Genomic DNA, 13,433 nt, shown 5'->3' on the forward strand with positions numbered 1-13,433 from the left:
CGGAGCATGACCAAGGAGTTCGACCTCGGCAGACTCCTCGCCGAGCGGGGCGCCGAGCGCTACGAACTGCACGCGCGGCATCTGAATCACCAACTGCCTCGCATGCTGCACACGATCGGCTTCGACAAGGTCTACGAACGGGCCGAGGGCGCGTACTTCTGGGACGCGGAGGGCAACGACTACCTCGACATGCTCGCGGGCTTCGGTGTGATGGGCCTCGGCCGCCACCACCCTGTCGTGCGCAAGGCGCTGCACGACGTCCTGGACGCCTCGCTCGCGGATCTGACGCGCTTCGACTGCCAGCCGCTGCCCGGCCTCCTCGCCGAGAAACTGTTGGCCCACAGCCCGCACCTGGACCGGGTCTTCTTCGGCAACAGCGGCACGGAGGCCGTCGAGACCGCGCTGAAGTTCGCCCGGTACGCGACGGGCAGGCCGCGGGTGCTCTACTGCACGCACGCCTTCCACGGCCTGACCACGGGCTCGCTCTCGGTGAACGGCGAGTCGGGCTTCCGGGACGGGTTCGCACCCCTGCTGCCCGACACCGCCGTGCCCCTCGGTGACCTGAACGCCCTGCGGGCGGAACTGGCGAAGGGCGACGTGGCCGGGCTCATCGTCGAGCCCATCCAGGGCAAGGGCGTGCACGAGACCCCGCCCGGCTATCTGCTCGCCGCCCAGGAGCTGCTGCGCAGGCACAAGGCGCTGCTCATCGTGGACGAGGTGCAGACGGGTCTCGGCAGGACCGGCGACTTCTACGCCTACCAGCACGAGGAAGGCGTCGAGCCGGACCTGGTCTGCGTCGCGAAGGCGCTGTCCGGCGGCTATGTGCCGGTGGGCGCGACCCTCGGCAAGGACTGGATCTTCAAGAAGGTCTACTCGTCCATGGACCGGGTGCTCGTGCATTCGGCGAGCTTCGGGTCGAACGCGCAGGCCATGGCGGCCGGGCTCGCGGTCCTGTCCGTCATGGAGAACGAGGAGATCGTCGCGAACGCGCGCCTGACCGGTGAGCTCCTCAAGTCGAGGCTCGGCGCGCTCGTGGACCGCTACGAGCTCCTGAGCGAGGTGCGCGGCCGGGGCCTGATGGTCGGCATCGAGTTCGGGCGCCCCAAGTCACTGAAGCTGCGCAGCCGTTGGACGATGCTGCAGGCGGCCCGCAAGGGGCTCTTCGCGCAGATGGTCGTCGTGCCGCTGCTGCAGAAGCACCGCATCCTCACCCAGGTCTCCGGTGACCATCTGGAGGTCATCAAGCTGATTCCGCCCCTCACCGTGGGGGAGCGGGAGGTCGACCGGTTCGTGGAGGCCTTCACCGAGGTGATGGACGAGGCGCACAGCGGCGGCGCGCTGATGTGGGACTTCGGCAGGACGCTGGTGAAGCAGGCGGTCGCGAACCGCTGAGGGGCCGCAGCACCGCGTACGCCACAGGGCGGGGGGCTTTTGCCTCTGGGGCAAGAAAGTTGCCTCGGGGGCAAGGGCCTGGCTCAATCAGGGTATGAGCAATGCCGAGCCCGAACCGCTCGACCCGGAGGCAGCCGAAGCACTGCCGGCCGTCGCCCCGCAACTGCGTGAGCTGCGGCGCCGTGCCGCGCTGACGCTGGAGGCCGCGGCCCGCACCGCGGGGCTCTCGCCCGCCCATCTGTCCCGTCTGGAGACCGGGCAGCGCCAGCCGTCGCTGCCGATGCTGCTCGCACTCGCTCGTACCTACGGTACGACGGTCTCGGAGCTCCTCGGTGAGAAGCCCGCCGACCGGGACGCCATCGTCCGCGCTCCGGACATGGAACCGACGCGGGCCGGCGGCTGGACCTACTGGCAGGCGGGCGCGCAGGCCCGCGGCATGCAGGCACTGCGGGTGCACGTGCCGCACGGGGCGCAGGGCGACATCGTGCGCGTCCACCCCGGCGAGGAGTGGCTGTACGTCCTCCAGGGGCGGCTTCGGCTGCGGCTCGGCGACACCACGTACACGCTCGAACCCGGGGACAGCGCGCATTTCGACTCGCTGACCCCGCACCGGATCGCCGCCGCGGACCACCTCGGCACCGACCTTCTCTTCGTCCACACCCTGCTGCAGAGTCCCGCCACCGCGCTGTGCCTCGGCGGGACCCCGCACAGCCCCACCATGGGAGACACGCGATGACGGAACCCGATGCGCAGCGGACCGACCAGGCGGAGCCCGCGCCCGCGCGCGCCAAGAAGGTTATGTCCATGGAGGAGAAGCTCCCCCGCGGGCTCTGGGTCCGACTGATCGTCTATGTCGCCGTGGGCCACCTGTTCGCGGCCTTCATCTACCTTCTGTTCACGCTGGGCGCGCAGAACCAGTGACGTGGGGCCGGTGGAGAGCCAGTCGGTGAAGAGTCAGTCAAGGAGATGCTCGCGGAGCCGCTCGCGCGTCTCGGGGGCCAGCTCGAGGCCCTCGGTCAAGTAGGTCTCCGTGTCGCCCCAGGTCTGCTCGATCGTCTCGAAGGCCGCGGCCAGATACTCGGCGCGGGCCTCGAAGAGCGGGCTGAGCAGCTCCATGACCTCGGGGGACATCGCGCCCGGGGAGTTGTCGCCGCGGCGCACCTTGTAGCGGCGGTGCGTGGCGTTCGACTCCAGATAGTCGGCCTCGATGGCGTCGCGCTCGACGCCGACGGCAAGGAGCGTGACCGCTATCGAGAGCCCCGCGCGGTCCTTGCCCGCGGCGCAGTGCATCAGGGCGGGCACGCTGTCCGCGGCCATCTCGTGCAGCACCCGGCTGTGTTCGGCCGTACGGTCCCTGATGATCTCGCGGTACGTGTCGGAGAGGCGCCCCGCCGCCTGCCCCTCGGAGAGGGCCGCGCGCAGCTCGTCCAGGTCGCCGTCCCGGACCATCGTCCAGAACTCGGCGCCGTGGGCGGGGTCGGTCAGCGGCAGGTTCACGTTGCGTACGCCGGGCAGCTCGACGTCCGGTCCCTCCAGCCGCTGGTCGGCCGCGTTGCGGAAGTCGTAGATCGTGTGCAGACCCAGGGTGGAGAGGAACGCGGCGTCGGACGCGGTGGCGTGCGCGAGGTGACCGCTGCGAAAGAGCCTGCCGTGGCGGACCCGGCGGCCGTCCACGGTCGGAAGTCCGCCCACGTCACGGAAGTTGCGGACCCCGGTCAGCTCGGGCTCCGCCGGCTCGGTCGTCGTCAGCGCTGTCGGCGGCACCTGCTGCGTCACGGGGGCTCCTCCGTCCGGCCGCCGGCGCGACTCGCCGGTCGGGGTGGGACTTCGACCATACGACATGGGTACCTGAGGCAATCACTGCCCGTGCATGAGGGCTGCCTCACAGGTGAAGCCCCCCGCCGCGGCTACGCGTTGGGCGTCTATTCCTGGCTTGGACGAAACTTGACCGGTGGCTTATCTCACCCCCCGTCAACCCCTCCCTACGGTGGCGTAGGTCACTTGGTGAGGTGAAAGATGTGACGACGTGAGAGCAGAGTCGACATCCTTCATCCCTGACACATTCACCTCCTACGCAGCGGTCGGCGACAGCTTCACCGAAGGCGTGGGGGACCCCGGTCCCGACGGAACGTTCGTCGGCTGGGCCGACCGCCTTGCCGTGCTGCTCGACGACCGGATGCCGGAGCACACCTTCCGGTACGCCAACCTCGCCGTACGGGGCAAGCTGCTGGACCAGGTCGTCGCCGACCAGGTGCCCCTGGCCAAGGAGCTGGGCCCCGACTTCGTGACGTTCTGCGCGGGCGGCAACGACATCATCCGCCCCGGCACCGACCCGGACGAGGTCGCCGAGCGGTTCGAGCGGGCCGTCGTCGACCTCACGTCGTCGGTCGGCACGGTCATGGTGACCACGGGGTTCGACACCCGCGGGGTCCCGGTCCTCAAGCACCTGCGGGGCAAGATCGCCACGTACAACGGACATGTCCGCGCGATCGCCGACCGGTACGGCTGCCCGGTCCTCGACCTGTGGTCCCTCAAGACCATCCAGGACCGCCGCGCCTGGGACGGCGACCGTCTGCACCTCTCCGCCGAGGGCCACACCCGCGTGGCACTGCGCGCGGCGCAGGTCCTGGGCCTGGAGATCCCCGCGGACCCGGACCAGCCGTGGCCCCCGGAGCCGCCGCGCGGCACCCTGGAGGTGCGGCGCGACGACATCAACTGGGCCCGCGAGTACCTGGTTCCGTGGTTCGGGCGGCGGCTTCGGGGGGAGTCGTCGGGGGACCACGTGGAGGCGAAGGGGAGCGTGGACCCCTACACCGTCAGGATGCACATCGAGTCCGCGTCCTGAACGGGGCGCCCACGCGGAAGGATGCGCTCAGCGCGGAAGGACGCGGTCAGCTCGGCGGCGGGGCCTTTGGCGGGTTCAGCTCCCGGGTCAGGGCCTCGTCCACCCACGCCAGCATGCGGGCGCGGGGCAGCGTGCCCTCGTAGGCCGTCATCTGCACCGCCAGGCCGTCAAGGAGGGCCGTCAGGCGCAGGGCCGTGGACCGGGGGTCCGCGCAGGTGAACTCGCCCGCGGCGACGCCCTCGCCGATGACCTCCGCGAGGGCGGCCTTCCACTGCTGGTCCAGGTCGCGCGTCACCGTGCGCAGGGTGGGTTCGCGCAGGGCGGCGGACCAGCCCTCGATCCAGAGGCGCCAGCCCTTGGCCTGGCCGGTGGGGGCGTACCACCGGACGGCGGCGCGCAGGCGGCGCAGGGCGGTGGTACGGCGGTTCAGGATGGCGCGCAGATGGGCCAGGTCGGCCTCCGCGGCATGCGCGAAGGCCGCTGCCACCAGCTTCTCCTTCGTGGAGAAGTGGTACAGGACCAGCGCGTTGCTCACCCCCAGCGCCGCGGCCACGTCCGCGATGCGTACGGCCGCCACCCCGCGCACCTCGATCTGTCCGACGGTGGCGGCAAGGATCTCCGCCCGCCGTTCCGCCACGCTCAACCGCACTCTCGCCACGCCGGGCAGCCTACCCACGCCCGCTACGCGTTCGCGTACCAGCAAAAGCGCTCCCCGATAGCCGACAGGCGATCGGCCGCGAGCGCGTGGGCGGCCGCGCGCGGCGTCGTGCCGTCCGCTTCCGCGCGCCCCAGCATCACGTCGACCAAGGCCCGCATCGAGCGGCGCGTGTACGCGAAGGCCTCGTCCGCGTCGGGCCCGATGTCACCGAAGAGCGTCCACCACCACCAGGCGTTGGTACCGGAGTTGACGACGACGTCCGGCAGGACCGTGATGCCGCGCCGCGCGAGGAGACGCTCCGCCTCCGGCAGCACTGGCATGTTGGCCGCCTCCGCTATCCAACGGGCCGTGATCCGCGCCTGGTTGGTCTGGTCGATGGCGTACGACACCGCCGCGGGGACCAGGATCTCCGCCTCCGCGGACAGCCAGGCCTCGCCCGGGAGCTCGCGGTCGCCGGGGCGCAGGACGGAGCGGTCCACCGTGCCGTGCGCGTCGCGGGCGGCGAGCAGCGCCTCCACGTCGAGCCCCGCCGGGTTGGCGATCGTGCCCTTGATGTCGGCGACGGCCACCGTCGTCAGCCCCGCACGCGTGAGGAACCGGGCGGTCGCGCCACCCATGGTGCCCAGGCCCTGTACGGCCACGCGCGCGCCCGCGTGCGCGTGACCCGCGCGGTCCAGGGCCGCGAGCACCGCTTCCGCGACGCCGTGGCCGCTGACCAGCTCGGCGAGGCCGATTCCGTCGACCTCCACGGCGAACGCGTCCGCCAGACGTCCGCGGGCCGCCGCCTCGTCGTCCAGGAGGGGGTAGACGGCCTGGACGGAGGAGATCAGGCCTGCTTCGGCCACCGCCTGGTCGACCAGGTCCTGGGTCAGCCCCAGGTCCTCGCCCGTCGTCCAGGAGCTCTCGACGTAGGGGCGCATCGCCCGCAGATAGCGGACCAGGACGTCGTACGCCTCCGGCGCGCGCGGATCGCAGTCGATGCCGCCCTTGGCGCCGCCGAGCGGGATGCAGCGGGCCCTCGGGTCGTAGTGCAGGGCCTCCTTCATCGTCATGCCACGGGCCAGCCCCGCGACCTCGTCGAGGGTGCAGCCGGGGCGCATCCGCAGACCGCCGCTGCAGACACCGCGTACGAGACGGTCGATGACCAGGAAGCCCTGGTGGCCGGTGATGTGGTCGGTCCAGGTGAGGGAGAGGAGCGGCGTGGGGGCGGTGGGCACGGCCGGTGGGGCGGGTATCGCGGGAACCGGGGGCATGGAGCGCGCTCCTACTGAATGGGGGACCAGTAGGAGTACACCACGCGCCGATGCCCGCATTGGCCGACGCGGGCCCCTCCGGGCGGCCGCTGTCGGCGGCGGTGCACATAATGGGGATCTGACCTACCCCTTCCAGGAGGTGCTGTGTCCCGTTCGCTGAGCTCCGGGCTCCGTCCGCTCAGGACCGCCGCCTTCGGCGCGGATCCGGCCGGCGAGCGGCTCGCGAGAATCCTCAGATCGCCGAACTTCGCCGACGGGTCCTTTCAGAACCCTGAGGGGGCGCGGACCCGGCCCACCGGTTCGACGCTCGAATTCGCGAAGATCTACTTCCGTAAGGAGGAGCGGGTCCGGCGCGGTCCCAGAAGCACCGTTCCCGTGCATGCCACGACCCTCGCCGACCTGGACAAGCCTCCGGTCGGCGGATTGCGCATCACCTGGATGGGGCACTCCAGTGTGCTCGCCGAGATCGACGGACAGCGCGTGCTCTTCGACCCGGTCTGGGGCGAGCGGTGCTCTCCCTTCTCCTGGGTGGGGCCCAAGCGACTGCACCCCGTGCCCGTGCCGCTGGCCGCGCTCGGCCCGGTGGACATCGTGGTCATCTCGCACGATCACTACGACCACCTCGACATGCCGACGATCCAGGCCCTGGCCGGCACGGACACCGTCTTCGCCGTGCCGCTGGGCGTCGGCGCGCATCTGGAGCGCTGGGGTGTCCCCGCCGACCGGCTGCGCGAGCTCGACTGGAACGAAGCCACGAAGGTCGGCGGCCTGACCCTGACGGCGACGCCCGCACGCCACTTCTGCGGCCGCGGCCTGCGCAACCCGCAGCACACGCTGTGGGCCTCCTGGGCCGTCGTGGGATCCGAGCACCGGATCTACCACAGCGGGGACACCGGCTACTTCACCGGTTTCCGGGACATCGGCGCGGAGCACGGACCGTTCGACGTCACGATGATCCAGATCGGCGCGTACAGCGAGTTCTGGCCTGACATCCACATGACGCCCGAGGAGGGCGTCCGCGCGCACCTGGACCTCCAGGGCGGGCAGCCCGCGGGCGTGATGCTGCCGATCCACTGGGGCACGTTCAATCTCGCGCCGCACCCGTGGTCCGCGCCGGGCGAGGGCACGGTCGCCGCGGCGGGCCGCGCGGGCGTGAGCATCGCGCTGCCGGTCCCGGGCGAGCCGTTCGAGCCCGCGTCGGACTCGATCCCGACGCAGCCGTGGTGGCGCGGGGTCGCGATCGAACCGGCGGGCGGCTGGTCGCTTCCAGATGTCACCGCCGCGGCCGCCGAGCTCTCCGCCCCCACGAAGCCCTCCGAGCCCCCCGAGCCCACGGAGGGCACTGGAGAGCCCGAGGCGGCGCGGGTCGGCTGACACGGACAACGGTCGGGCGGTGCCGCGGGTGCTCGCGGTACACCCCCGGAGGCGGGGCGGCTGCGCATTGACGTTCCGCCCCGCGGGCGCGTCAGCCGGGCGCGGGCGCCAGCGCCGCCGCGGGGGAAGCCCCCTGGTCGGCCGACGTCACGAGCATGGTGAACCAGACGGTCTTGCCACTGGTGGTGGGCCGGGTGCCCCACGCGTCGGCGAGGGCCTCGACCAGGAGCAGCCCGCGGCCGTCCTCCTCGGTGCTCTCCGCGAGCCGGGCCCGAGGCCGGGGCGTGGTGTGGTCGGTGACCTCCACGCCCAGCTCACGGACGCTGTGCCACACCCGGAGGTCGATGGGCCCGCGCGCATGGCGGTACGCGTTGGTCAGCAGTTCTGAGGCCAGCAGGAGAGCGGTGTCGCTCAGTGCCGTGAGCCCCCACTCCGCCAGCTTCGCCCGCAGGAACCGCCGCCCGGCCGGGATCGAGGCCGTCTCGCACGCGAGGCCCGTCTCGGCGGTGTCCAGCGGCGCCGTGGGAAAGCTGACGAGCAACAGGGTCACGTCGTCGGCGTACGTCTCGGTGTCCGGCAGCAGCGCGTGCAGGACGCGGTCGGCGGCGCTCTCCAGGTCGGCGGCCGTGGCGAAGACGTCCTCCAGCATGCTGGTCACCAGCTTCAGCCGCAGGTCGATGTCGCTGCTCGATGTCTCCACCAGGCCGTCGGTGTAGAGGGTCAGGGTGGTGCCGGCCCGCAACGGCAGCCGGACCTGCTGGTGCGGCACGCCACCCACCCCGAGGGGGATCCCGGTCGGCACCGGCAGCTCGCGGACGGTCGCGTCCGGCTCGATGAGGAGCACCGGCAGATGACCGGCCGAGCACACGGTCACCTCGCCCTGGGCCGGATCGGCCTCCAGATAGACGCAGGTGACGAACGGCTCGGGCAGATCACGCGTGAACGCGTCCAGCGTCCGCATCAGGTCGCACGGCGGGAGCCCCGCCAGGGCCAGGGCGCGGGCCGCGGAGCGCAGCTGCCCCATGACCACGGCCGCGTCCAGACCGCGTCCCATCACGTCGCCGACGAAGACACCGACCCGGCCGGCGCCCAGGTCGATCAGGTCGAACCAGTCCCCGCCGACCCCCTGCCCCTGTGTCGAGGGCAGATAGCGGCTGGCCGCCAACGCGCCGGGAATCTGCTTGGCGTTGCCCATGAGGTTGAGGGCCAGCGCGACCTGGCGCTGCTGCGCGTGCAGCTTGGTGAGCTCCGCCTCGCCTCTTTTGCGGGCGGTGATGTCGCGCATGATCGAGCAGGCGGCCGTGATGGACCCGTCGTGGTCGCGGATCGGCCACAGCGTCACGTCGATGTCCAGGACCCGGCCGTCGCCGGCCGTCCGGCGGGTCTCGTAGTGCTCGATCCGCACGCCCCGGGCGATCCGCGCGAGCAGACCCGCTTCCTCGTCCTTCAGGTCCGGGGGCACGATCACGCCGACATGGCTGCCGACGGCCTCTTCGGGTGTGTAGCCGTACATCCGTTGCGCTGCCGCGTTCCAGAAGGTGATCTGCCCGTCCAGGGTCTTCATGAGGATCGCGTCCTGTGAGGATTCGACCAGTTCCCGGAAGAACCCCGGCTGGCTCCCGGTGTCCCGCAGCCTCTCCACCGACATCGCTGATGCCTCGCTTCACCTGACGCGTCCGCACCCGGGCCAAGAGAGTCAACTCCCCCGCACCTGAGCGGTCCACGTCGCTCGTCACTCTCGTGTTGACGGATATTGCAGTACGACACGGGCGGCTCTCAGGGTTTTACCTGTATTTCACCGATACGGATGCGCAGTTGTCCTTATCCCGGCGAAGCCCGGGTGGGTGAGGTGTCGCATGGGGACGTTCGTGAAGTGCCGGACTCCTGCCGGATCGCTGTCACCGACCGCCGGACACCTCCCCGGCGCTTAATTCGGGCGGCCGTGCGACGTGTCATACCAGAGCGGGACGCTGGGTGCCCGACTTTGTCAACTGCCTCCCGCACATGAAGCGTTGGTGACTACCGTGAGTGTCCGCCGGTCGACGCAGGGATCATGGGCAGCGATCTTGTCTGTGCCCTCCCGACCGGCACGGCGATGCCGCGAGGCCACATATCGCGCGCCCGCCGGAGCCCGCTCCCCGACCGAGGACGCTGATGTCTCACCTCCGTGCACCGGCCGCCCGAGCAGACCGCCGTGAGGGCGGGCGGCACGGCAGGCCCGGGAGCCGACCCGGCACGGCGCTGCCGGAGGCCCGGATACGGCCCCAGCTCCTGCGCATCGCCGTACTGCCCGCCGTGGCGGTGGTGCTCTGCGCCGCTGCCGCGGTGCTGTTCCTCGTCCGGTCGGCCCCCGGCCCGCTCGACCCCGCGCTGCTCGTCGTGCTCGCCGCCGCCGGTGCCATCAGCCTGGCCAGCGTCGTGATCGCCGCCGTCGCGGCCGACCGCACCGCGACCTCCGTACGCGACCGCGTCGGCACCCTGCGCCGCACCACCGCGCGCGGACAGGCCGAGCTGCGCGAAGTCGTCGAGAAGCTGCGCCGGGGCGACGGCCCGCCCGCGCGCAAGGCCCCCGCCGCAACGGCGCCGGACGGCGACGAGTTCGGGCTGCTCGCCGTCGAGCTGTCCCGGGCCCAGGACGTCGCCGTCACCGCCGTCGTGCAGGCCTCGCAGCTCTCCAGCCACGCGGGCAGCGAACAGAAGGTCGAGGTCTTCGTCAATCTGGCCCGGCGGCTGCAGTCCCTCGTACACCGCGAGATCTCGATCCTCGACGAACTGGAGAACGAGGTCGAGGACCCGGAGCTGCTCAAGGGCCTCTTCCACGTCGACCACCTGGCCACCCGCATCCGCAGGCACGCCGAGAACCTCGCCGTGCTCGGCGGCGCCATCTCCCGCCGCCAGTGGAGCAAGCCGGTCCCCATGACGGAGGTGCTCCGCTCGGCCATCGCGGAGGTCGAGCAGTACTCGCGGGTCAAGCTGGTGCCGCCGATCGCCGGCACCCTGCGCGGCCACGCCGTCGCCGACGTCATCCATCTCCTGGCCGAACTCGTCGAGAACGCCACCGTGTTCTCCGCCCCGCACACCCAAGTCCTGCTGCGCGCCAACCTGGTGACGGCCGGTCTCGCCGTCGAGGTCGAGGACCGCGGCCTCGGCATGCCGCTGACCGAGCAGAACAAGATGAACCACCTGCTCGCCGACCCGGACCAGGTCAATGTGGCGAGCCTCCTCCAGGACGGGCGGATCGGCCTCTACGTCGTCTCCGCGCTCGCCCGCCGCCACGGCATCGCGGTCCGCCTCCAGACCAACATCTACGGAGGCGTACAGGCCGTACTGATCCTGCCGCAGGGTCTCCTCGGCGCCGAGCCCCAGAGCGAGCCCGTCACCGCCGGCCGCCCGCAGCGGACCCCGGAAGCCGGGCCGCCGACCGCCTCCGTCGGCGTACGGGAACCCGCGCGGACGCCCGCCCCGGACCCCCGCCCGGAGCCGGCGGCCGTGCCGCGGCAGCCGCAGCGGGACGTGCCGCGGAGCGGGCCGCCGACCGCTCCCGTGACGCACGGCTCCGGGCCGTCCCCGCTGCCCGTGCGGGGCAGGGAGGGCAGGCCGACGCCGGCCGAAGCCGTGCCGGGCATCCGGCCCGAGGACCGGCGGGCCGCGATCGAGAACACCGGGGCACTGCCGACCCCGCTGGTTGCCGACGCCGTACGCGGCCGGGTGGGGAAGCCCCAACTGCCCAAGCGGCGCGCCCAGGAACACATCGCGCCCCAGCTGCGCGAGGCGCCCGCGCCCCGCCCGGAGAGCGAACACCACATCGGCCACGACCCGGGCCTGATGGCCGCCTTCCAGCGCGGCATCGGACTCGCCGCCGCACAGGAGACGCGCGACCCGGCGCCCGGGCCCGACCTCGACGCCCCCCGCGACGGGGGCGACCAGGGTGGCTGAACCGCACCACTCCACCAGCACCATGTCTGCCCCGGCAGACCCTCGTACCCCAAGGAGTCGATCCACCATGGCGAGCGATGCGCCGACCGGGCAGGTATCCGACCTCGACTGGCTGATGAGCGGACTCGTGCAGCGCGTGCCGCACACCCACAGCGCGGTCCTGCTCTCCTCCGACGGACTCGTGAAGTCGGTCCACGGCCTCGACCCGGACAGCGCCGACCACATGGCGGCCCTCGCCTCCGGGCTCTACTCACTGGGACGCAGCGCGGGCATCCGGTTCGGGGACGGCGGTGACGTGCGCCAGGTCGTCGTGGAACTCGACTCCACCCTCCTGTTCGTCTCCACGGCGGGCTCCGGTACCTGTCTCGCGGTACTCGCCGGACGCGACGCGGACGCCGCGGTGCTCGGCTACGAAATGACCATGCTGGTCAAGAGCGTGCGCCCCTACCTGCTCACCGCGCCCCGGCAACCCGTCGGCGAACCCGCCCCGATGAGGCACTGAGCGTGGCGGCCCCGCACGACGGGCCATGGCTCGACGAATCCGCCGGTCGGCTCGTCCGGCCCTACACGGTCAGCGGCGGGCGGACCCGGCCGACCGCCCAACTCGACCTCCTGACCCAGGTGCTGGCCACCGGAGGCCCGGTCACCGGTTACCTCGGGCTCGAACACACCCAGGCTCTCGGACTCTGCACGGCACCCACGTCGGTCGCGGAGGTCGCGGCGCAGCTGAAGCTGCCCGCGGTCGTCACCAAGGTGCTGCTCTCCGATCTCGTCGACTGCGGGGCGCTCACCCTCAGAGCCCCGGACTTTTATCACAACCCCACCGACCGGTCCCTGTTGGAGGCAGTGCTCGATGGACTACGACGACAGCTCTGACCCCTTCCCCACCGCGCTCAAGATCCTCGTCGCGGGAGGTTTCGGGGTCGGCAAGACGACCTTCACGGGCGCGGTGAGCGAGATCGCGCCGCTCAGCACGGAGGAGCTCCTCACCACGGTCAGCGAGGGCACCGACGATCTGTCGGGCGTCGAGAACAAGACCACGACGACCGTGGCCATGGACTTCGGACGCATCACCCTCGACCCGGAACACGTGCTCTACCTCTTCGGAACGCCCGGCCAGGAACGCTTCTGGTTCATGTGGGACGAACTCTCCGAAGGCGCCCTCGGCGCGGTGGTCCTCGCCGACACGCGCCGCCTGGAGGACTGCTTCGCGGCGGTGGACTTCTTCGAGCAGCGCGGCATGGGATTCATCGTCGCGATCAACGAATTCGACGGTGCCCATCGCTATGAGCCCGAAGAGGTGCGTTCCGCCATCGACCTGGATCCGCAGGTGCCCGTCGTGCGGTGCGACGCGCGGATCTCCAGCTCGGGCATCGCGACCCTCCTCACCCTCGTCAAACACCTCCTCGCCCACGCGCCGGCCGCCCCGAGCCACGGAGCCCACACCTGATGTACGACTCGACCGCGCCCCTGCTGCTCACCCCCGTCGACAAGGAGGCGCCGCGCCGGGTGCGCCGACTGCGCAGGCTCGGCATAGGCCTGCGCCCGGAGCCGGCCTTCGACGCCTTCGCCGACCGGCTCGCCGAGGTCACGGGCGCGCCGTACTCCATGGTCAACTTCATCGACGAGAACCGGCAGTTCTTCGCGGGTCTGCACACCCCTGATGCCACGGTGCACCGCTACATGGAGCGCGATCACGGGTACTGCCCGCATGTGATCGTGCGGCGCAAGGCCCTCGTCCTCGAGGACGTCCGCGACTTTCCGCGGTTCGCGGGGAACCCGGTGGTCGACGAAGTCGGGATCCGCTCCTATCTGGGCGCCCCGCTCATCGACCGTACGGGCATCGCGCTCGGCACGGTCTGCGTGGTGGACGTCGAGCCCCGGCCCTGGGGCAGGGCGGGGCTCGACACGATCAAGACGATGGCGGCGGAGCTGATCGAGCAGATCCACCGCCGGGAGGACGGCGGGATCTGAC

The 13,433-nt window shown here is 71.6% G+C and carries 14 protein-coding genes; 10 read left to right on the plus strand and 4 right to left on the minus strand.

From position 1 onward, the window contains the following. Positions 1-6 precede the first annotated feature (6 nt). The 3 genes from AB0I94_RS37190 (at position 7) to AB0I94_RS37200 (ending at position 2,313) form a co-directional block, all read left to right on the plus strand. Positions 7-1,392 carry an aspartate aminotransferase family protein gene (locus AB0I94_RS37190; RefSeq protein ID WP_363314219.1) on the plus strand — a complete coding sequence of 462 codons (1,386 nt, stop codon included), beginning with the start codon at positions 7-9 and terminating at the stop codon, positions 1,390-1,392. Between the two features lie 94 nt (positions 1,393-1,486). Beyond that, positions 1,487-2,128, plus strand: a complete 642-nt coding sequence (locus AB0I94_RS37195; RefSeq protein ID WP_363314220.1) for an XRE family transcriptional regulator — start codon at positions 1,487-1,489, stop codon at positions 2,126-2,128. Continuing rightward, positions 2,125-2,313, plus strand: coding sequence for a DUF6126 family protein (locus tag AB0I94_RS37200; protein ID WP_363314221.1), 189 nt, complete (start codon positions 2,125-2,127; stop codon positions 2,311-2,313). The genes AB0I94_RS37195 and AB0I94_RS37200 overlap by 4 nt, the downstream gene beginning before the upstream one ends. Before the next feature lie 33 nt (positions 2,314-2,346). On the opposite strand, the gene AB0I94_RS37205 is transcribed toward AB0I94_RS37200, so the two are convergent. Beyond that, positions 2,347-3,168, minus strand: coding sequence for a tyrosine-protein phosphatase (locus AB0I94_RS37205; RefSeq protein WP_363314222.1), 822 nt, complete (start codon positions 3,166-3,168; stop codon positions 2,347-2,349). Positions 3,169-3,418: 250 nt separating this feature from the next. Between AB0I94_RS37205 and AB0I94_RS37210 the strand changes: the two genes are divergently transcribed. Then, positions 3,419-4,237 (plus strand): SGNH/GDSL hydrolase family protein, encoded by an 819-nt coding sequence (locus AB0I94_RS37210; RefSeq protein ID WP_363314223.1) that lies wholly within the window; start codon positions 3,419-3,421, stop codon positions 4,235-4,237. A 46-nt stretch (positions 4,238-4,283) separates the two neighbouring features. On the opposite strand, the gene AB0I94_RS37215 is transcribed toward AB0I94_RS37210, so the two are convergent. Together AB0I94_RS37215 and AB0I94_RS37220 are read right to left on the minus strand one after the other, a co-directional pair. Continuing rightward, complete coding sequence (locus tag AB0I94_RS37215; RefSeq protein WP_363314224.1) at positions 4,284-4,895, minus strand: TetR/AcrR family transcriptional regulator; 612 nt, start codon at positions 4,893-4,895, stop codon at positions 4,284-4,286. A 23-nt stretch (positions 4,896-4,918) separates the two neighbouring features. Then, positions 4,919-6,148: a Glu/Leu/Phe/Val dehydrogenase dimerization domain-containing protein gene (locus AB0I94_RS37220; protein WP_363314225.1), complete on the minus strand. Its 1,230-nt coding sequence runs from the start codon at positions 6,146-6,148 to the stop codon at positions 4,919-4,921. A 144-nt stretch (positions 6,149-6,292) separates the two neighbouring features. Here AB0I94_RS37220 and AB0I94_RS37225 point away from each other — a divergent pair, with 144 nt between their 5' ends. Beyond that, on the plus strand, positions 6,293-7,522 hold the full coding sequence (locus tag AB0I94_RS37225) for an MBL fold metallo-hydrolase (RefSeq protein WP_363314226.1): 1,230 nt from the start codon (positions 6,293-6,295) through the stop codon (positions 7,520-7,522). 91 nt (positions 7,523-7,613) lie between these two features. On the opposite strand, the gene AB0I94_RS37230 is transcribed toward AB0I94_RS37225, so the two are convergent. Further along, positions 7,614-9,170, minus strand: coding sequence for a SpoIIE family protein phosphatase (locus AB0I94_RS37230; RefSeq protein WP_363314227.1), 1,557 nt, complete (start codon positions 9,168-9,170; stop codon positions 7,614-7,616). Between the two features lie 506 nt (positions 9,171-9,676). Here AB0I94_RS37230 and AB0I94_RS37235 point away from each other — a divergent pair. The 5 genes from AB0I94_RS37235 to AB0I94_RS37255 all read left to right on the plus strand — a co-directional run bounded on the left by AB0I94_RS37235 (position 9,677) and on the right by AB0I94_RS37255 (position 13,432). Then, positions 9,677-11,458 carry an ATP-binding protein gene (locus AB0I94_RS37235; RefSeq protein WP_363314228.1) on the plus strand — a complete coding sequence of 594 codons (1,782 nt, stop codon included), beginning with the start codon at positions 9,677-9,679 and terminating at the stop codon, positions 11,456-11,458. A gap of 67 nt (positions 11,459-11,525) precedes the next feature. Continuing rightward, positions 11,526-11,960 carry a roadblock/LC7 domain-containing protein gene (locus AB0I94_RS37240; RefSeq protein WP_344524647.1) on the plus strand — a complete coding sequence of 145 codons (435 nt, stop codon included), beginning with the start codon at positions 11,526-11,528 and terminating at the stop codon, positions 11,958-11,960. Between the two features lie 2 nt (positions 11,961-11,962). After that, positions 11,963-12,334 (plus strand): DUF742 domain-containing protein, encoded by a 372-nt coding sequence (locus AB0I94_RS37245; protein ID WP_363314229.1) that lies wholly within the window; start codon positions 11,963-11,965, stop codon positions 12,332-12,334. Continuing rightward, positions 12,312-12,908, plus strand: a complete 597-nt coding sequence (locus AB0I94_RS37250; protein ID WP_363314230.1) for an ATP/GTP-binding protein — start codon at positions 12,312-12,314, stop codon at positions 12,906-12,908. The genes AB0I94_RS37245 and AB0I94_RS37250 overlap by 23 nt, the downstream gene beginning before the upstream one ends. Then, the gene (locus AB0I94_RS37255; RefSeq protein WP_363314268.1) at positions 12,905-13,432 is read left to right on the plus strand and encodes a GAF domain-containing protein; all 528 of its coding nucleotides are present in this window, start codon (positions 12,905-12,907) and stop codon (positions 13,430-13,432) included. Before AB0I94_RS37250 ends, AB0I94_RS37255 begins: the two co-directional genes overlap by 4 nt. Position 13,433 lies beyond the last annotated feature (1 nt).

The organism is Streptomyces sp. NPDC050147 (genome assembly GCF_040660195.1).
In the GTDB taxonomy this organism is placed as follows: Bacteria; Actinomycetota; Actinomycetes; order Streptomycetales; family Streptomycetaceae; genus Streptomyces.